This is a genomic window from Pseudomonas sp. NPDC087342 (genome assembly GCF_044744265.1).
Classification (GTDB): domain Bacteria; phylum Pseudomonadota; class Gammaproteobacteria; order Pseudomonadales; family Pseudomonadaceae; genus Aquipseudomonas; species Aquipseudomonas nunensis.
Map to the genome: position 1 here is coordinate 1,656,504 of NZ_JBIUXZ010000001.1, position 18,280 is coordinate 1,674,783.

The 18,280-nt window shown below is 61.0% G+C and carries 17 protein-coding genes; 6 read left to right on the forward strand and 11 right to left on the reverse strand.

Annotation, left to right across the window (positions count from 1 at the left end; genetic code table 11):
* Positions 1-282: 282 nt before the first annotated feature.
* Both ACIOYV_RS07475 and ACIOYV_RS07480 read left to right on the forward strand, forming a co-directional pair.
* Complete coding sequence (locus tag ACIOYV_RS07475) at positions 283-1,575, forward strand: MFS transporter (protein ID WP_054054448.1); 1,293 nt, start codon at positions 283-285, stop codon at positions 1,573-1,575.
* A 27-nt stretch (positions 1,576-1,602) separates the two neighbouring features.
* The gene (locus ACIOYV_RS07480) at positions 1,603-2,373 is read left to right on the forward strand and encodes a substrate-binding domain-containing protein (RefSeq protein ID WP_401322327.1); all 771 of its coding nucleotides are present in this window, start codon (positions 1,603-1,605) and stop codon (positions 2,371-2,373) included.
* Here the strand turns inward: ACIOYV_RS07480 and ACIOYV_RS07485 are convergent.
* The gene (locus ACIOYV_RS07485) at positions 2,363-3,277 is read right to left on the reverse strand and encodes a LysR family transcriptional regulator (protein WP_054054454.1); all 915 of its coding nucleotides are present in this window, start codon (positions 3,275-3,277) and stop codon (positions 2,363-2,365) included. The genes ACIOYV_RS07480 and ACIOYV_RS07485 overlap by 11 nt on opposite strands.
* Before the next feature lie 404 nt (positions 3,278-3,681).
* Between ACIOYV_RS07485 and ACIOYV_RS07490 the strand changes: the two genes are divergently transcribed.
* Positions 3,682-5,493 (forward strand): monovalent cation:proton antiporter-2 (CPA2) family protein, encoded by a 1,812-nt coding sequence (locus tag ACIOYV_RS07490; RefSeq protein WP_054615187.1) that lies wholly within the window; start codon positions 3,682-3,684, stop codon positions 5,491-5,493.
* 188 nt (positions 5,494-5,681) lie between these two features.
* Here the strand turns inward: ACIOYV_RS07490 and hcnC are convergent, their stop codons facing one another.
* The 6 genes from hcnC to ACIOYV_RS07520 form a co-directional block, all read right to left on the reverse strand.
* A complete protein-coding gene (gene hcnC / locus ACIOYV_RS07495; protein WP_401322331.1) occupies positions 5,682-6,941 on the reverse strand; it encodes a cyanide-forming glycine dehydrogenase subunit HcnC in 1,260 nt (419 codons plus the stop codon).
* On the reverse strand, positions 6,934-8,343 hold the full coding sequence (gene hcnB, locus ACIOYV_RS07500; RefSeq protein ID WP_401322334.1) for a cyanide-forming glycine dehydrogenase subunit HcnB: 1,410 nt from the start codon (positions 8,341-8,343) through the stop codon (positions 6,934-6,936). The genes hcnC and hcnB overlap by 8 nt, the downstream gene beginning before the upstream one ends.
* A complete protein-coding gene (hcnA, locus tag ACIOYV_RS07505) occupies positions 8,340-8,654 on the reverse strand; it encodes a cyanide-forming glycine dehydrogenase subunit HcnA (RefSeq protein WP_054054462.1) in 315 nt (104 codons plus the stop codon). Before hcnA ends, hcnB begins: the two co-directional genes overlap by 4 nt.
* A gap of 245 nt (positions 8,655-8,899) precedes the next feature.
* Positions 8,900-9,439 (reverse strand): hypothetical protein, encoded by a 540-nt coding sequence (locus ACIOYV_RS07510; RefSeq protein ID WP_401322337.1) that lies wholly within the window; start codon positions 9,437-9,439, stop codon positions 8,900-8,902.
* A gap of 374 nt (positions 9,440-9,813) precedes the next feature.
* Complete coding sequence (locus tag ACIOYV_RS07515) at positions 9,814-10,755, reverse strand: hypothetical protein (RefSeq protein ID WP_054615193.1); 942 nt, start codon at positions 10,753-10,755, stop codon at positions 9,814-9,816.
* A gap of 199 nt (positions 10,756-10,954) precedes the next feature.
* Entirely contained in the window at positions 10,955-11,257 is a 303-nt protein-coding gene (locus ACIOYV_RS07520) for a hypothetical protein (RefSeq protein ID WP_401322637.1), read from the reverse strand.
* A gap of 200 nt (positions 11,258-11,457) precedes the next feature.
* Between ACIOYV_RS07520 and ACIOYV_RS07525 the strand changes: the two genes are divergently transcribed.
* Positions 11,458-12,141, forward strand: a complete 684-nt coding sequence (locus ACIOYV_RS07525) for a response regulator transcription factor (protein WP_290027411.1) — start codon at positions 11,458-11,460, stop codon at positions 12,139-12,141.
* Positions 12,119-13,513 carry a sensor histidine kinase gene (locus ACIOYV_RS07530; RefSeq protein WP_401322340.1) on the forward strand — a complete coding sequence of 465 codons (1,395 nt, stop codon included), beginning with the start codon at positions 12,119-12,121 and terminating at the stop codon, positions 13,511-13,513. Before ACIOYV_RS07525 ends, ACIOYV_RS07530 begins: the two co-directional genes overlap by 23 nt.
* Before the next feature lie 263 nt (positions 13,514-13,776).
* Here the strand turns inward: ACIOYV_RS07530 and ACIOYV_RS07535 are convergent, their stop codons facing one another.
* The 3 genes from ACIOYV_RS07535 to ACIOYV_RS07545 are packed head-to-tail and all read right to left on the reverse strand — an operon-like array spanning position 13,777 to position 16,031.
* Positions 13,777-14,187 (reverse strand): SRPBCC family protein, encoded by a 411-nt coding sequence (locus tag ACIOYV_RS07535; protein WP_401322343.1) that lies wholly within the window; start codon positions 14,185-14,187, stop codon positions 13,777-13,779.
* 27 nt (positions 14,188-14,214) lie between these two features.
* Positions 14,215-15,012 carry an SDR family NAD(P)-dependent oxidoreductase gene (locus tag ACIOYV_RS07540; protein WP_401322346.1) on the reverse strand — a complete coding sequence of 266 codons (798 nt, stop codon included), beginning with the start codon at positions 15,010-15,012 and terminating at the stop codon, positions 14,215-14,217.
* A 2-nt stretch (positions 15,013-15,014) separates the two neighbouring features.
* Positions 15,015-16,031 (reverse strand): aldo/keto reductase, encoded by a 1,017-nt coding sequence (locus ACIOYV_RS07545; RefSeq protein ID WP_401322348.1) that lies wholly within the window; start codon positions 16,029-16,031, stop codon positions 15,015-15,017.
* Between the two features lie 117 nt (positions 16,032-16,148).
* Here ACIOYV_RS07545 and ACIOYV_RS07550 point away from each other — a divergent pair, with 117 nt between their 5' ends.
* Positions 16,149-17,126, forward strand: a complete 978-nt coding sequence (locus tag ACIOYV_RS07550; protein WP_401322349.1) for a LysR substrate-binding domain-containing protein — start codon at positions 16,149-16,151, stop codon at positions 17,124-17,126.
* 48 nt (positions 17,127-17,174) lie between these two features.
* Here the strand turns inward: ACIOYV_RS07550 and ACIOYV_RS07555 are convergent, their stop codons facing one another.
* The gene (locus ACIOYV_RS07555) at positions 17,175-18,278 is read right to left on the reverse strand and encodes an NAD(P)/FAD-dependent oxidoreductase (protein ID WP_401322351.1); all 1,104 of its coding nucleotides are present in this window, start codon (positions 18,276-18,278) and stop codon (positions 17,175-17,177) included.
* Between the last annotated feature and the right edge of the window lie 2 nt (positions 18,279-18,280).

The following is an 18,280-nucleotide window of genomic DNA, read 5'->3' on the forward strand; positions in this document are numbered from 1 at the left end:
GGGTTGTCTGTTTGGACGCCTTCGCGAGCAGGCTCGCTCCCACAGTTGTTCGCGGTTGTTCGCTGATTCTGTGTTCGCTGAAGATCCCTGTGGGAGCGAGCCTGCTCGCGAAGGCGGCAGGCCAGACACCAACAACCTCAGCCCCATTGATCCGCCCCACGCATCAATACATGCCAACTATGCAATTAACATATTGATGCCCCTGCTCCACTATCCGCCCCAATAAGAACCGTGCGCCGCCCCCACGCGGCGCACGTCATAAAAGCGGTGGAGTACACGTCAATGACAGCAGCAATCCCTTCCGGTCGTTCCCGGGCCGGTGCGATTTTCCGGGTCACGTCGGGCAATTTCCTCGAACAGTTCGACTTCTTCCTTTTTGGCTTCTACGCCACGCAGATCGCGGCCGTGTTCTTTCCAGCCAGCAGCGAATTCGCCTCCCTGATGATGACCTTCGCGGTGTTTGGCGCGGGTTTCCTGATGCGCCCGCTCGGCGCCGTGGTGCTGGGTGCCTACATCGATGATGTGGGCCGGCGCAAAGGGCTGATCGTCACACTATCGATCATGGCCAGCGGCACGATTCTGATTGTGCTGGTGCCCGGATACGAAAGCATCGGGCTGTTCGCGCCGGCCATCGTGTTGATAGGCCGCTTGCTGCAAGGCTTCTCTGCGGGCGCGGAAATGGGTGGTGTCTCGGTGTACCTCTCGGAGATCGCCACGCCGGGCAACAAGGGCTTTTTCACCAGTTGGCAGTCGGCCAGCCAGCAAGTGGCGATCATCGTCGCGGCAGCGCTGGGTTATGGGCTGAACCAATGGATGGCGCCGGCCATGATTGCCGACTGGGGCTGGCGGATTCCGTTTTTCGTGGGCTGCATGATCGTGCCGTTCATCTTCTTCCTGCGCCGCAACCTGGAAGAAACCGAAGAGTTCGCCGCACGCAAGCACCGTCCGAGCATGGGCGATGTGTTCCGCACCCTCGCGCAGAATTGGGTGATCGTGTTCGCCGGGATGATGATGGTCGCCCTGACCACCACCGCGTTTTACCTGATCACCGTGTACGCGCCGACCTTCGGCAAAACCGTGCTGCACTTGAGCACGTCCGATGCGTTGCTGGTGACGCTGCTGGTCGGTGTTTCCAACTTCTTCTGGCTGCCGCTGGGCGGAGCCTTGTCCGATCGCATCGGGCGGCGTCCGGTGCTGATCGCCATGGCGCTGCTGACCCTGGCCACGGCCTATCCGGCGCTGACGTATCTGGTGAACGCGCCGAGTTTCATCAACATGCTGCTAGTTCTGCTGTGGTTGTCGTTCATCTATGGCTTGTACAACGGCGCGATGATCGCCGCGCTCACCGAAATCATGCCGGTGGAAGTGCGCGTCGCCGGGTTCTCGCTGGCGTACAGCCTGGCCACCGCAGTGTTTGGTGGTTTCACCCCGGCGATGTCGACAATGTTGATCCAGTACACCGGCGACAAGGCGGCACCCGGTTACTGGATGAGTTTCGCCGCGCTCTGTGCGCTGTGCGCAACGCTGTTTCTCTATCGCCGCGCTTCCGGGCGCCTGCAACCGGCCGTGTCGTGACCGACCTTTGACTGCGAGAACCATTCGATGAAAAAGCTTTTTAACTATGCAGCACTGGTCCTCATTGCGAGTCTGAGCACCGTCGCCCAGGCTGAAGAAATTCGTGTAATGACCTCGGGCGGTTTTACCGCCGCCTACAAAATCCTCGGCCCGGAATTCGCCGCGTCCACCGGCAATACGCTGGATACGGCACTCGGCCCGTCCATGGGCAAGGCGCCGGAAGCGATACCCAATCGCCTGGCGCGTGGTGAACAGGCCGACGTGGTGATCATGGTCGGCTACGCACTGGATGACTTGATCAAACAAGGCAAAGTCGACCCCGCTTCACGGGTGGAGCTGGCGGACTCGCGCATCGGCCTGGTGGTGCGCGAAGGCGCGGCGAAGCCGGACATCAGTTCGGTGGAGGGCCTGAAAAAGACCTTGCTTGATGCGCAATCAGTGGCCTATTCCGACAGCGCCAGCGGTGTGTACATCGAGGAGCAGTTGTTCAAAAAATTGGGCATCGAAGACCAACTCAAGCCGAAGTCGAAGATGATCCCGAAAATACCGGTGGGCTCGGTGGTTGCCACGGGCGATTACCAACTCGGCTTCCAGCAGGTCAGCGAGTTGCTGCCGGTGCCGGGGGTGAGTTTTGTGGCGAAGATCCCCGAGTCGGTGCAGTCGGTGACCCGCTTCGCCGCCGGCATTCCGGTGGGCGCGCAACACCCGGCGCAGGCCAAGGCGTTGCTGGCTTACCTGGCCTCGCCGGCCGTTCAGCCGCAGGTACAAGCCACCGGGCTGGATTCGGTCAGCCGCTGATCGTTGGTGGCTGGACTTTCATTTCCACCACCAGCCGTTCCAGTTCCAACGCTGCCGGGGTCAAGGTTCGACCCCGGCGCTTGATCAGGCCGACACTGCGCATCACTTGCGGATCGGTCAGCGGCACCCGAGTCAAAATCGGGTGATCCTCCGCCGGCATCGCCATCAATGGCACCGCCGCCACACCCAGCCCCGCCTCCACCAGACCGATCATCGTCGTCACATGACGGGTTTCGCAGATGCTCGGTCGCTGCGGCACCACACCGGCCAGCGCTTGATCCAGCAAGAAGCGATTGCCCGAGGTCTTGTCGAGGGAGATGTAGTCCTGCTGGTAAAACTCGTCCCAGGTCACGCTGCTGCGCCCGGCCAACGGGTGATCGCGTCGGCAGGCAACCACGTAGCCTTCCTGCACCAGCGGTTCGAATTCGACTTCTGCTTCAAGGGTGCCCATGAAACTCAGGCCGAAATCCGCCTCGCCATTGACCACGGCACTCAACACGTCGTGGGCGCTGGAATCGAGGACTTTGACCTTGATCCGCGGAAATTGTCGGTGGTAATGCGCGATCACTCGCGGCATGAAGTAATACGCCGCTGACGGCACGCAGGCGACGGTGACATGGCCGAGACGGGTCGAGGCGACTTCGCTGATGCCGAGCAGCGCTACGTCCAGATCGTCCAGCAAACGCTCGACGCTGGGAATGAAACCGCGCCCCGCCTGGGTCAGGCTGACTTTGCGGGTGGTGCGTTCGAAGAGTTTCACGCCGAGGGCATCTTCGAGCTTTTCGATGCGCCGGCTCAGGGCGGGTTGGGAAATACGCACCGTGTCGGCAGCCTTGCGAAAGCTGCCCTGCTCAACCACGGCGCGGAAGGCTTGCAGGTCGTTGAGGTCGAAGTTGATGGCCATGTGGGTGCTCAGGGGCAGATTGATTGATCAGCTTATCCTATTAGTCCTTGGAATTGATGTTGCGAGTGAGGACGCCTTCGCGAGCAGGCTCGCTCCCACAGGAAGTTCTGCTGGGCACAGATTGTGTGTGCGGCACAGATCCCCTGTGGGAGCAGGCTTGCTCGCGAAAGCGGTGTGTCTGGCGAAAAGGATGTTGGATGTGATGGCCCCTTCGCGAGCAAGCCCGCTCCCACAGGGGCCTCTGCCGGGCACAGATGATGTGTACGGCACAGATCCCCTGTGGGAGCGGGCTTGCTCGCGAAGGAGGTGTGTCAGGCAACTTCATTTCATCTGCAAGGCTGACGCACGCGGCCTCAGCCTTTATCCTTGTCACCCCCGCTATACCGAGTCTATGGAGTTTCGCCATGCCCCATGAAGGCAACCTGTTGCAAGCCGCTGTCGTGTTTCTGTTCGCGGCGGTGCTTACCGTGCCTTTGGCCAAACGCCTGCAATTGGGCGCGGTGCTGGGTTATTTGTTTGCCGGGGTGATCATCGGGCCGTCGGTGCTGGGCTTGATCGGCAATCCGCAAAGCGTCAGCCACATCTCCGAGCTAGGGGTGGTGTTGCTGCTGTTTATCATCGGCCTGGAGCTGTCGCCGCGACGTTTGTGGGTGATGCGCAAATCGGTGTTCGGCGTCGGCCTTGCGCAGGTATTGCTGACGGGCTCGGTCATCGGCGTGCTGGCATTGTTTGTGTTCGGCCAGTCGCTGAACAGCGCGATTGTGCTGGGTCTTGGCCTGGCGTTGTCGTCCACCGCGTTTGGTTTGCAGAGCCTCGCCGAACGCAAGGAACTGACCAGCCCCCACGGGCGATTGGCGTTCGCCATTCTGCTGTTCCAGGACATCGCCGCGATCCCATTGATCGCCATGGTGCCGTTGCTGGCCGGCGGTGATCACACCACCAGCGCCGCCGAAGATCTGAACCACGGCTTGCGGGTCCTGGGCAGTATTGCGGTGGTGGTGATCGGCGGACGTTATCTGCTGCGGCCGGTGTTTCGGGTGGTGGCCAAGACCGGTCTGCCGGAAGTTTCCACTGCCACTGCGTTGCTGGTGGTAATCGGTACTGCATGGCTGATGGATCTGGTCGGCGTGTCGATGGCATTGGGGGCGTTTCTCGCCGGATTGCTGTTGGCGGACTCCGAATACCGTCACGAACTGGAAGCGCAGATCGAACCGTTCAAGGGTTTGCTGCTGGGACTGTTCTTTATCAGCGTCGGCATGGGCGCTAACCTGAGTCTGCTGCTGAGCGCACCAATCACGGTGCTCGGGCTGACCCTGCTGCTGATCGCGATCAAGCTGCCGCTGTTGTTTGTCGTCGGACGGCTGGCCGGTGGTTTGGGCAAGGTCAGTGCGATTCGCCTCGGCATCGTGCTCGCGGCGGGCGGTGAGTTTGCGTTTGTGGTGTTCAAGATCGGACGCGATCAGGGCCTGTTCGAGCCGCGTCTCTACGACCTGCTGGTGCTGACGATTACCCTGTCCATGGCGGTAACACCACTGCTGTTGCTGCTGTGCGCGCGGCTGTATTCGCCGAAAGTGCAGCCAGTGGTGGTGCCGGAAAAATTCCGCGACATCGACACCGACGCCCCGCGTGTGGTGATTGCCGGCATGGGCCGGATGGGCCAGATCGTTTCGCGGATTCTGCGCGCGCAGAACATCAAATTCGTGGCGCTGGACACCTCGGTGGAAACCATCGAACTGTCCCGCAGCTTCGGCGGCGTGCCGGTGTTCTACGGCGACCCGATGCGCCCGGAAATCCTCAGTGCAGCCAAGGTTGAGCAGGCGGAATATTTCGTGATCGCCACGGACGACCCGGACACTAATATCAAGACCGCCGAAGTGGTGCACCGCTTGTACCCGCACATCAAAATCATCGCCCGGGCGCGTAACCGCCAGCACGTTCACCGCTTGGTCGACCTCGGCGCCGAGGCGATTCGGGAAACCTACTATTCCAGCCTGGAAATGAGCCGCCGCACACTGGTTGGTCTCGGATTGACCCAGGCCCAGGCGGATGCGCGGATCAAACGCTTCAAGCATCACGATGAACAGGTGCTGGAAGCGCAGCATGCGGTGTATGACGATGCGGCGAAGGTGTTGCAGACCGCGCAGGAAGCGCGGGCGGAACTGGCTAAATTGTTTGAGTCGGATCAGTTGGAGGAGCAGGAGTCGGGTAAGGCTTGAAGGCTTGCGTAATAGGCAAGCCGCCTTCGCGAGCAGGCTCGCTCCCACAGGGACTCTGGTTGAGCACAAATTGTGGATACACCCGAGAATAAATGTGGGAGCGGGCTTGCTCGCGATGGCGGAGTGTCATTCAGCATTGTTGTTAACTGACCCACCGCTATCGCGAGCAAGCTCGCTCCCACAGTTTGTTACGCCATTTTCAGTGCTTTCACCTCAACCGCGCCCTTGACCTCAAACCGGTCCGCGAGGAAAGGCGTGATGTCCAGCGACAGCGGTTCGTGGTTCACCAGTTTATCCAGCAACACCCCGGTAATCGCCGACGTCAGGATGCCGGTGCGGAAGTGCCCGCAGGCATTCAGATACCCCTCCACTCCCTTCATCGGCCCCAGAATCGGCAATTCATCCGGCGACCCCGGACGCAGCCCGGCCCAGGTGCGCTTGAGATTCACGTCAGCCAGCTCCGGAATGCAGCGCACCGCGCCTTGTACCAGCCCGGCGATTTCCGGGTAGGTGGTGGTGACGTCGAAGCCTTTGTCTTCGGTGGTGCTGCCGATAAGGATCTCACCGTTGTCCTTCTGCGCCACGTAGCAATCGCTGGTGGTCAGGCAACCGCGCAGGATCTTCGGCATGCGTTCGGTCAGCAGGATCTGGCCTTTCACCGGGTTCACCGGTATGCGAATCCCGGTGGCCTGCTCGCTCAGGTCCGCCGCCCAGGCACCGGCCGCATTGATCAGCGTGTCGCAATGAAACACCCCGGCCTCGGCGGTTTGCACACCGGTGACCCGCGAGCCATGGTGTAAAACCCCGGTGACGTTGGTGTTGAAATACATGTCCACACCGTTCTGCCGCGCGCCTTCGGTATAGGCATCGGCCAGGCGGAACGGGCTGACCTGGTGATCGCAAAGGAACTCCAGCGCTCCCCTCGCCTCGTGGCTGACGGCTGGCTCGGCTTCGCGCAAGGCGGCCTGATCGAGCCAGCGCACCTGATCCGCCAGATGCGGAATGCAGGCAACGATATGCTCGGCGTAGAGCCGGTCTTCATCGTCGTAGATCACAAACTTCAGTCCGGTCTTCTCGAACTTGAAATCCATCCCGTGGTTGTCTTGCAACTCCTTGTGCAGCGCCGGGTACATCGCGTTGGACTGCAAGGCGAAATCGAAGAACGACTGCGGCAGGATGTGCGGCGTGCTGGAGTCCACCACCACCGCCGAGCCGTGGGCTTCGCGCTTGCGATTGGCCGACATCATGCGAAAGAAAATCACCCCGCAGCCCAACCCCACTGACTCGCCAATAGCCCACAAGCCACCGGCCGAGGCCCGGGTCGCGTTGCCCGGACGCTTGAAGTCGATCAGCGCCACCTTGAGGTTTTTGCGCTTGGACAATTGATAGGCGCAGGACGCCCCGATCACACCGCCGCCGGCGATGACCACGTCATAGAACTTACTCATGGTTGGCAGCCTCCGTGGCGGCGTTGTGGAAGGCAGAAAATGGAATCGGATCGATGGGAAAACGCGGTCGCAGCCAGCCCACATCCTGACGCCCGGTGGCTTCGCGCAACCGATCGCTGCAATAACCGACGCACATCCGGCCCTGACAATCGCCCATGCTGACCCGGGTACGCATTTTCAGGCTGGCCATGTCTTGCACGCCTTGCTCCAGCGCCCGGTCGATGTCGGCGCGGGTTGCGTGTTCGCACCGGCAGATCACCGTGTCAGCGGCAGGCAATGCGGTCTGCCCGGCACCGCGTTCGGTGTAGCGATCGACCGCCGCACGAAAGCGCACAATCGCCTTGAGTTTCGACAGATAGCGGTCACGTCGGACCAGCGCCAGTTCCGTGTCCAGTACGTCCCGTTGCAACAGGATCGATAGCGCCGCGATCCGCCCGGCGAACATTGCCGCTTCGCCACCGCGAATCCCGCCCATGTCACCGGCCAGGTGCACGTGGGGCTCGTGGCTTTGCTGCCAGATATTGGCGCTGGCTCGCAGGTAACCGTCGTCGCTGAAGCCGTGGTTCAGGCCCATCTGCTGGCTGAGTTGAGTGCGCGGGATAAAGCCGTAACCGACCGCCAAGGTCTGGGCGGCAATGGTTTCGGCGCGACTCAGGTCCGGTTCCCAAGTGCGGGAATACGGCGCCACGGTGACGGATTTCAACTCGCCGTCGCCCTGGGCCTCGACCACGCCCCAGCCGTAATGCATCGGGATGCCGTGCAGTTTCAAGAACGTCAACATGCTCAAGCCATCGAGAAACAGCTGCGGTTTGTTCAGCAGCGCCAGGCTTTCCCGGGCGATCTTGCCAAACCCGCAGGCCTCGTAGACCCCGGCGACGGTAACCCCGGACGCGTGCAACTGACACGCCACCAGCGGCAGCAACGGACCGGTGCCGGTAATGACCACCGGGCCCTGAGGCTTGACCACGCCGCTCTTGATTTGCAACTGCAGACCGCCGAGCAGAATGACGCCAGGCAAGGTCCAGCCGGGAAATGGCACGCTGCGTTCATGGCAACCGGCCGCCAGCAGCAGTTGCGGATACTCGAATTCGTGCAAGCGCTCGTCGCCATCCAGCACCACCAGTGCACGAGTGCCCTCGGCACCGACCACGCGATGATTGAGCCGCACATCGATCAGCCCCGACTGTTCCTGGAATTCACCGTGCAAGCGGCTCAGGATTTCCGAATAGCGCGGCCCCAGATAGTCGAGCTGAACGCCATCGCGCAACGGCCCGCGATAAACCACACCGCCAAGCCGCGAGGCTTCTTCCAGCAAGGTGCTGCGCACGCCATGTCGAGCCAGCTCAATGGCCGCGGCCATGCCCGCCGGGCCGCCGCCGACGATCACCGGATGCAGGCTCATAAGGCCTCCTGCTCGGCGATGCGATTGACCTGGGTTTCGACGGTCATGCCGTCACGCGCGATCGTCTGGCAGGCGCGACGCTTGTGCCGGCCGTTGATCTTCACCAGGCAGCACTGGCACACGCCCATGCCGCAATAGGCGCCGCTGATCTGATCGTGATCGTTACGGGCCACCTGGCGCAGGCCAAGGGACTGGATGACCGTGAGGACGGTTTCGCCGATGGCGGCGCTGACCGGTTGGCCGTTGATGTGCAAAGTCATATCCGCCCTGGCCAGCGGCTGGATATCGAAGGTTCTGTCTAAGCGTTGCATTGCAATGTTCTTCCGTGAAAGGTTCAGGTGGGTTCGTCAGCTCCATGCCGTACTACACCTTGCTGGCCAACTGAATACACAACAACGAGGAGGTCTGCATCGGTACTTCGACAGCGCAATGGCTGCGCATGAAAAGTACCTTAGCCGGTACAGCAGAGAGGGCCTGGATCTTTTACGTTAAGCGATATTTCAAAATTAAATATTGATCCACGCCAGTAAAAATGCCCTCCCCTCTAGCCCGGGCCTCAGTTGGAAAAAACGTACTGTCCCTTGATTTTTTTCGGCCCGATAAAGTTCAGGTCCGGGAACAGCAGTGTCTTGAGCCAGGCCACAAAAAACACCATGCCCAGGCCGATCGCAGCGCCGATCAACGTCGATACTGGATCCTCGGAAAAACCCTTGAACACTTGCGAGGCCTGGCTAAGGGAAAGGATCACGTACACGGTGTAAAACTGCGCCCGATACTTGTAGAAACCGTAGGCGAACCACAACGGAATCAACCCGCCAATCAACGTGAAAATCACCATCGCCTTCGGCCCGATCATCGCGCCCAGGGAGAACCCCGTGAGTGCGCCGAGCAAGGCTTGAGCAATCATCAGCCCGAGCAACACCTTGACCTTGCCCTGATGCTGCGCGTTGCGCGCCGGGTCCGGGTGCGAACCGATCCAGTAAGCCAGCACGCGGTCCTTGACCGCCCCGCCGGAAAACGCCTTGAACGTCTCGGTTTTGGAACGCCCGGCGTCGAGCATCGCCGTGATTTGCTGTTTGATTTCCTTCTTGTCCAAGCTGCTTCTCCCTGACACAACACAATTAAATGTGTGAGCGAGCCTGTGTGGCGAGGGGGCTTGCCCCCGTTCGGCTGCAAAGCAGTCGTAAAACCATTGCATGCGGTGTATCTGGTGCACCGCGATGGCAGGTTTTAGGGCCGCTTCGCATCCCAACGGGGGCAAGCCCTCTCACCACACAAGCCCGCTCCCACAGACGATAAATCGCGTTACATATTGCCCCAGAAAGCAAAACGCCGCTTCTACCAGAGGCAGAAGCGGCAGAGGCATGAGCCTCAGAGGGATCAGTGCATGAACAGGGCGATCAAAATGATGATCGGGATTGGCACGCCAAGAAAGAACAGAAGTAGTGAGCGCATGATGATTCTCCCGGGTTAGCGAACTGGTGGCAGAGTGGTGGTGGTTACGTAGGCATCCGATTCCAGATACACCACGGCATCCCGACGACGACCGCCAAAGGTTGCGGCAAGGCTGGCGAAGAACGCACCGGCCAGCAGCGCGACGAACATCCACAACGCGGTCCAGGCAGCGACTTTGGCAGCGGTGTCAGCGGCCTGTTGAGCGGCAAGTTTGGCGTCGGCAATGGCTTTCTGAGTGCGGGCGTAAACCTCATCCACGCGACGTTCGGCATCAGCCTGGGTCAGGTTGGTACGCTGGGCGACCAGTTGTGCGAGGTAGGTCCGGTCTTCAGCAGCCAGTTGGCCGTTGTTGCTCAGGCTGCGCACGAAGATGCGAGTCACGGTGCCACGGGCGGCGTCATCGCTGACGGCGGCCGGACGATCATCGCGGAACAGGCTATCGATGAAGTAACCGTACTGGTCACTGTTGGTGTTACCGGCAGCTGTGCCCGCCGCTTGAGTCACGGCACTTGCAGCGCCACCGGCAACACTCGCCCCGGCCTGCACACCACCGCTGACAATACTGCTGACCGAGCCGACCACCAGGGTCGCGGTTACCAGAGTTGCCACGCACCAGGCCAGGAAGCCATGGGCGGTATCACGGAAATACACTTCATCACCATGCATGTTGGCCCACTTCACCCGCAAGCGACCGGCAATGTAGCCGCCGAGTCCGGATGCCACGATTTGCGTGACCGCCAGCCAGATGATCGTTGAAATGCCCAGGCCCTTGGCGCTGACGCCCTCGTTGGCCCACGGTGAGACAGCTGAAAAGCCCAGGCCGAAGCCGAGCAATACCAGAATCAGCGACAACGCCGCTGCGGCAGCAGCCCCGGCGAAGATCGCGCCCCAGGACACGCCCGAGAGCGTGCTTGACTCTTCTGCGGCAGGATAAAAACCCTCTGAGGATCTATTCATTATTGTTCAGCTCCAGGCATGAAAGATGGTGTTACAACTCTTCGAGAGAGGAATTGCAGGCACCGTGCCAGTCGCCAGATATAAATAAATCTTTATATATCAATAATTTAAAAATCCTAAAAATCCTAGGACCATGCATTTTGCAAGAGCTGCTGAATATCAGCGGGTTTTATGCATTGGGCTCATGCCCTGTTTGGGCCTACTTGCGCTTGTAGCTTTTGTTACCGCTTGGCGTCAGGCAATACACGCCGCCTCGGGGGCCGGTGCAGAACGAACTGGTGCCGCATGCGCAACCATCGTCGCTCTGTAAAAGCGACTGGGGTCGCGCCTGACTTTGGCCGCCATACATTGCCGAACAACTTTTCTTCGAAGCGCTAATGGAGCCGTCGTTACACAAAAACAGCTCGCCGTCGCAGCGATCAATGCCGCCCTTCTTGCCTGAACAGGGGGTATTGCCCGCCCAAGCGGCTGCGCTGATCACGCTCAGCAACAGCACAAACATCGGCATCCAGCCACGACGAATCAACCTGCGCACAGTGCAACTCCTGTCAAAATCATGGCCCGATGATATCAACCTTCCAGGCAAATAAACGGAGCGCACGCAAGGTTCCTCAACCAACATGAAAGTTAATTTAATAAGCCGCGCGCATTTCTTGGCAAAATGCCCTCATTCTGTAACGAACTGAATAGCAGGCCCGCCCTATGACCCGCATCTTGACCATCGAAGACGACGCCGTGACCGCCCGCGAGATCGTGGCCGAACTGAGCAGCCACGGTCTGGACGTGGATTGGGTCGACAATGGCCGCGAAGGTCTGGCGCGCGCGGTCAGCGGCGACTACGACCTGATCACCCTTGACCGCATGCTGCCGGAGCTCGATGGCCTGGCCATCGTCACCACGCTGCGGACCATGGGCGTGGCCACGCCGATCCTGATGATCAGCGCCCTCTCCGATGTCGACGAGCGCGTGCGCGGGCTGCGGGCCGGTGGCGACGATTACCTGACCAAACCCTTCGCCACCGATGAAATGGCGGCGCGGGTGGAAGTGTTGCTGCGCCGGCAAAGCACCGTCAGCGCCCAGGCCACCACGTTGCGGGTAGCGGATCTGGAGCTGAACCTGATCAGCCACGAAGCCAGCCGCGACGGCGAATTGCTGACCCTGCTGCCCACCGAATATAAATTGCTGGAATTCCTGATGCGCAACACCGGGCAAATCCTGTCGCGCATGATGATTTTCGAAGAGGTCTGGGGTTATCACTTCGACCCCGGCACTAACCTGATCGACGTGCACATCGGCCGTCTACGCAAGAAGATCGACCCACCCGGCAACGTCCCGTTGATCCGGACTGTGCGAGGCTCGGGGTATGTCATTGCTGAACCCCTCTAAAGGCTGGCGCTCTTCCAGCAGCCGCTTGCTGGCGCTCTACAGTTCACTGTTCGTGGCCTGGAGCGGGATTCTGATGGGGGTCATGTATTACGAGGTGTCCGGTTACCTGGACAACCTGGCCAAGCACTCGTTGATGCAACGCCAACACCTGTTTTCGCGCTTTCGCGGCGAACAACTGGTGGACGCGCTCGCCGCCAGCATGACTTTCGACATTCGCGGCATCGACGCCTACGGCCTGTTCGATGCCCAGCATCGTTACCTCAGCGGCGCTCTGCGGGAGATCCCGGCGGAGCTGCCACTGGATGGCCGGATTCACATGCTCGGCAACTGCGCCGAGTCCGACGACCCGACCCTGCCCGCCGACAGCTGCGACGCCGTGGCGACTCCGACGCTGGACGGTCGCTGGCTGGTACTGGTGCGCGACAACGGTTCGTTGTTCGCCGTGACCCAGATCATCCTCCACGCGTTGTTCTGGGGCGTGTCGCTGACCATTCTGCCCGGCATTGCTGGATGGCATCTGTTACGCCGCCGTCCGTTGCGGCGCATCCGCGCGATCCAGGCCAGCGCCGAAGCCATCGTCGCCGGCGACTTGACCCATCGCTTGCCCCTGTCCAATCGCCGCGACGAACTGGACATGCTCGCCGCCATCGTCAACGCCATGCTTGAACGCATCGAGCGCTTGATGAACGAAGTCAAAGGCGTGTGCGACAACATCGCCCACGACCTGCGCACCCCGCTGACCCGCCTGCGAGCGCAGCTCTATCGGATCCAGCAACAGGCAGACGAGAGCTCGCCCCTGGTGCAGCAACTGGATTCGGTGCTGGCCGAAGCGGATACATTGATGGCGCGGTTTCGCGGATTGCTGCGGATTTCTGAACTGGAAGATCGTCAGCGGCGTTCCGGTTTTGTGCAGCTCGATCCAGTGCCATTGCTGCGGGAACTGCATGACTTTTATCTGCCGCTGGCGGAGGAAGGCGAACTGACGTTCCAACTACAACTGCCTGAGTCCTTGCCGACACTGAATGGCGACCGGGCTCTGTTGTTCGAAGCGGTTGCGAACCTGTTGAGCAACTCGATCAAATTCACCCCGCCCGGTGGCAAGGTGATCTTGCGCGGGATCAATCAAGGTGGGCATACGCGGATCGAAGTGCTCGACTCAGGGCCGGGTATTCCGCCGTCCGAACGCGAAGCGGTGTTCCAACGCTTTTATCGGGCTGAGGGTGGTAATCAGCAGAGCGGGTTTGGGCTGGGACTGTCGATCGTCGCAGCGATTGTCAGCCTGCACGGCTTCACCCTGGAAGTCGGCACCAGCGACAACGGCGGCGCACGGTTGGGGCTGGATTGCCGGCAGAGTTTGATCCCGCAAACCTGACAGCCACAGCAAAATCCCCTTGTGGGAGCGAGCTTGCTCGCGAAGGCGTTGGGTCAGTCGACATTGATAGTGACTGACACTCCGCTTTCGCGAGCAAGCTCGCTCCCACAGGGGATCTGCCGTGTACGCGAAATTTGTAGAAGTCCCCAATCTAATGTGGGAGCGGGCTTGCTCGCGAAGGCGCAGTGTCAGTCAACATTGATAGTGACTGACACTCCGCATTCGCGAGCAAGCCCGCTCCCACAGGGGTTTTGCGGTGGGGCTCAGGCCGGGTAGTTGGCCCGCAGGGCTTCTAGGCCGCCCTTGTAGATCCCGTCAAACAGCGCTTCGACTTCTTCATCGGTCACGCCTTTGGCGGTGAACCGGCCGGACCAGGTCACGCGAGCGCCCTGCCCTTGTGCTTCAACACGCAACGTTGCCAGGTAATCAGTCGCCGGGAACGGTGCCTGCTCGATCGAGTAGCTGTAACTTTTCCCCGCGTTGTCGAACGCTTCCAAACGCTCAACCACCACGGCGCCATCCGCCGTTTGCAGGCTACGCACGCGGCCGCCTTCGCTCAGTTCGCTTTTCACAATGAACGGCAGCCAGTCCGGCAGCGAGTCGAAGCCGCCGATCAATTGCCAGACTTGGTCGGCCGAAGCCGGGATGTCGATAGTTGCTGATGCAGTTGCCATAAATGAGTGTCTCTCTATGAATTCAGTTCAGATTGCCATGCTGTCGACGACGCCGCCATCCACGCGCAATGCCGCGCCGGTGGTGGCCGAGGACAGTGGCGAGGCGATGTAGGCCACCAGGTTGGCGACTTCTTCGACGTCGGCCACGCGCTGGATGATCGAGCTCGGGCGCGCCTTGCGTACGAAGACGTCGGCTTCTTCCCGGGCGCTGCGGCCGGACTCGGCGGTGGCGTCCTTGAGCATCTGTTCCAGGCCATCGGTAAACGTCGGGCCGGGCAGGATTGCGTTGACCGTCACGCCAGTGCCGGCCAGGCGTTTGGCCAAACCGTGGGACACCGCCAGGTTGGCGCTTTTGGTCACGCCATAGTTGATCATGTCGGCCGGGATCGCCACCCCGGATTCCGAGGACAGGAAGATCACCCGGCCCCAACCATTCTTGACCATCTCGGGCGTGTAATGCCGGGACAAGCGCACGCCGGAGATCACGTTGACTTCATAGAAGCGCGTCCACTCGCTATCCGGTGCATCGAAGAAATCCACGTCATCGAAGATCCCGAGGTTGTTCACCAGGATGTCCGCTCGCGGTTCGGCGGCGAACAACTGCTCGGCGCCTTCAGCGGTGCCGAGGTCGGCGGTCAGGCCACGCAGTTGCGCGCCCGGCACGCTGCCGCGAATGCTCGCCAGCGCTTGCTCAACCTTGGCCGAGTCGCGGCCAATCACCACCACCGTGGCGCCGCACTCGGCCAGCGCCTTGCTGATGCCCAGGCCAATGCCGGCGGTGCTGCCGCTGACGATGGCGAGTTTTCCTTTCAGATCGATTTTCATGCTCAACCTCCAATGATTGGCAGTGGTGCGCGCTCGGAAACCAGTTTCGCGTCACGCAATGCCTGCCAGAACGCCGCAGGGATGACCTCCGACAACGCGGCCACATCTTCAGCGATGCGGTCGGGACGGCTCGAACCCGGAATCACCGCCGCCACTGCCGGGTTGGCCAGGGAGAACTGCAATGCCGCCGCTTTGACGCTGACGCCGTGGGCCGCCGCAATTCGCTTGATGTGCTCGACTTTATTGATGATTGCCGGGCTCGCCTTTTGATATTCGAAGTGCGTACCGCCGGCCAGGATGCCCGAGCTGTAAGGACCACCGACGACGATTTCAACGTTCTGCGCCAGGGCCGACTCCATCAAGCGTTGCAAGGCGCGGTCATGATCGAGCAGCGTGTAGCGACCGGCCAACAGGAAACCGTCCGGCTGGGCTTCGGTGAGGTCCAGGGTCAGCTCGCACGGCTCGACCTTGTTCACGCCCAGGCCCCAGCCTTTGATCACGCCTTCTTCGCGCAAACGGGTCAGCACTTTGAACGCGCCGGTGCGGGCCTGATTGAAGTATTCCAGCCATTGATCGCCGTAGAAGTCCTGGGCGATGTCGTGAATCCAGACGATGTCCAGGCGATCGGTTTGTAGGCGTTTGAGGCTGTCTTCGATCGAACGCAGGGTTGCGTCGGCGCTGTAGTCGTTGACGATTTTGTTCGGGCGACCGTGTTCGAATACGCCGGCCTTCTCGCCGAGATCACGGGCGGCGGTGTCTTCGATTTCATCGAGGATCACCCGCCCGACTTTGCTGCTGAGTACATAGTCGTCGCGGTTGTATTGGGACAACGCGGTGCCGAGGCGGATTTCCGACAGGCCCGAACCGTAGAACGGCGCAGTGTCGAAGTAACGCACGCCGGCATCCCAGGCGGCGTGCACGGTGGCCATCGCCTCTTCTTCCGGGATCGCGCGGAACATGTTGCCCAATGGGGCGGTGCCGAAACCCAGCGCGCCGGGCAGTTTGTCTTTCAAGCTCATGGGTGATTCCTCTTGAGTGTCGAGGTCAGCTTTGGTGACCGTTGAGCCGATCGTAGATTGCCGTGATCGGACCGTCCAAGACATAATGCGCAGCACTTGAGTCCCCAGAGGTCTGACATGATCGACATCCGCCAATTGCGCTACTTCGTCGCCGTCGCCGAGGAAGAACACGTCGGTCGCGCCGCCGAACGCCTGCACATTTCTCAGTCGCCCCTGAGCCGGCAGATCGCCCAGCTCGAAGAACGCCTGGGCCTGACCCTGTTCGAACGCAGCCAGCAACGCATTCGCCTGACCCGCGACGGCCAGACCTTTCTCGCGGAAACCCGTGCCTTGCTGACCCACGCCAATCGCCTGGAATCGTTGGGCAAGCGCCTCGGCCGCGGCGAAGAAGGCGGCTTGTGCATCGGCTATATCGAAAACGCGATGCACGCTGGCGTGTTGCCGAATGCCCTGCGCGTGTTGCGCGTGGACCGGCCGAATGTGCACGTCGCGCTGTACAACTTGAGCTCTGTGGAACAATTGGAAGGCCTTCGCCAGCGTAGTCTGGATATTGCCCTGGTGAGCGAGCCGCCCGTCGCCGACGACCCGGATCTGTTGGGTTTTCAGGTACTGGACGACCCGATGCTGCTGGCTTTGCCTGAGCATCACCCGCTGGCGCATCAGGCCACGTTGGGACCAGCAGACCTGGCTGATCAGGAATGGATCGGCGTGCAACACCGGCAGAATTGCGCGAGCCGCGAAGACTTCGTCAGCGCCTGCATCCGTGCCGGGTTTACGCCGGACATTCGGATGGAGGCGACAGAGCCGTTTACTGCGCTGGGGCTGGTGGCGTCAGGGCTGGGGATTGCGATGATTCAGAAAGGCTTGAGCCGCAATGCACCGCCGGGGGTGGTGTTGCGGGAAGTGCCGTGGATTTCGTTTACCACGCCGTTGTGGGCTGCGTGGCACCGGATCAATTTGCGGCCGTTGGTGGAGACGTTCAGGAAGGTGCTGACTGAGCCCGCACAGCAACCGGTCTACAACAACACCACAAAACCCTGTGGGAGCGAGCTTGCTCGCGATAGCGGACTGTCAGCCAACATCTATGTTGAATGACCCACCGCAATCGCGAGCAAGCTCGCTCCCATAGTTGATTTGTGGTGTTCATCGGATCTCGACCACGACTCGCTCCGCCAACGCCAGGCAACTGGTCAACCCCGGCGACTCAATGCCGAACAGATTCACCAATCCCGGCACACCATGCTCCGCCGGGCCGCTGATGATGAAGTCAGCGGCCGGTTCGGTCGGCCCAGTAATCTTCGGCCGAATGCCGCTGTAGGCCGGTTGCAGGCTGTCATCCGGCAACCCCGGCCAGTAACGGCGGATCGCCTGATAAAAGCCATCCGCCCGGCGCGGATCGACGCGATAGTCGATGTGATCGACCCATTCCACGTCCGGCCCGAACCGAGCCTGGCCGCCCAGATCGAGCGTCATGTGCACCCCGAGCCCAGCGCTTTCCGGTGCCGGATAAACCAAGTGCCGAAACGGCGCCCGGCCGCTAAAGCTGAAGTAACTGCCCTTGCACAAACGCGCTGTTGGAACGTGCTGTGCCGGCAAGCCGCTGATCCGGCTCGCCACCTCAGGCGCGGACAACCCGGCGCAGTTGATCAACTCACGACAGGTCAACGTAATGGGTTGCGCACCACCCATTTGCAGTTCAAATCCCTGCTCAATACAACGCGCCGCCACCAGCGGCGTATGAAACGCAACCGACGCGCCCGAAGCTTCCGCATCCCCTTGCAGCGCCAGCATCAACCCATGGGAATCGACAATGCCGGTGGACGGCGACCAGAGCGCAGCGACGCAGGACAACGCCGGTTCAAGCTCTCGTGCCTGATCGGCATCCAGCCATTGCAAATCATCGACACCATTGCGCAACCCCTGCGCCAGCAGCCGTCGCAACGCCGCTCGCTGATCCTCATCGGTCGCAACAATCAACTTGCCCAGCCGCTGATAATCAACGCCACGCTCATCGCAAAAGGCATACAAGCGCTGCTTGCCCTCGACACACAGCTGCGCCTTGAGGCTCCCGCTCGGGTAATAAATCCCCGCATGAATCACCTCGGAATTGCGCGAGCTGATGCCCACGCCAATCCCCTCGCCGGCCTCGACCACAATCACTTCGCGCCCGCTCAAAGCCAACGCCCGAGCCACCGCCAGACCGACCACGCCGGCCCCGACCACCACGCATTCGATATCGACGCTCACCT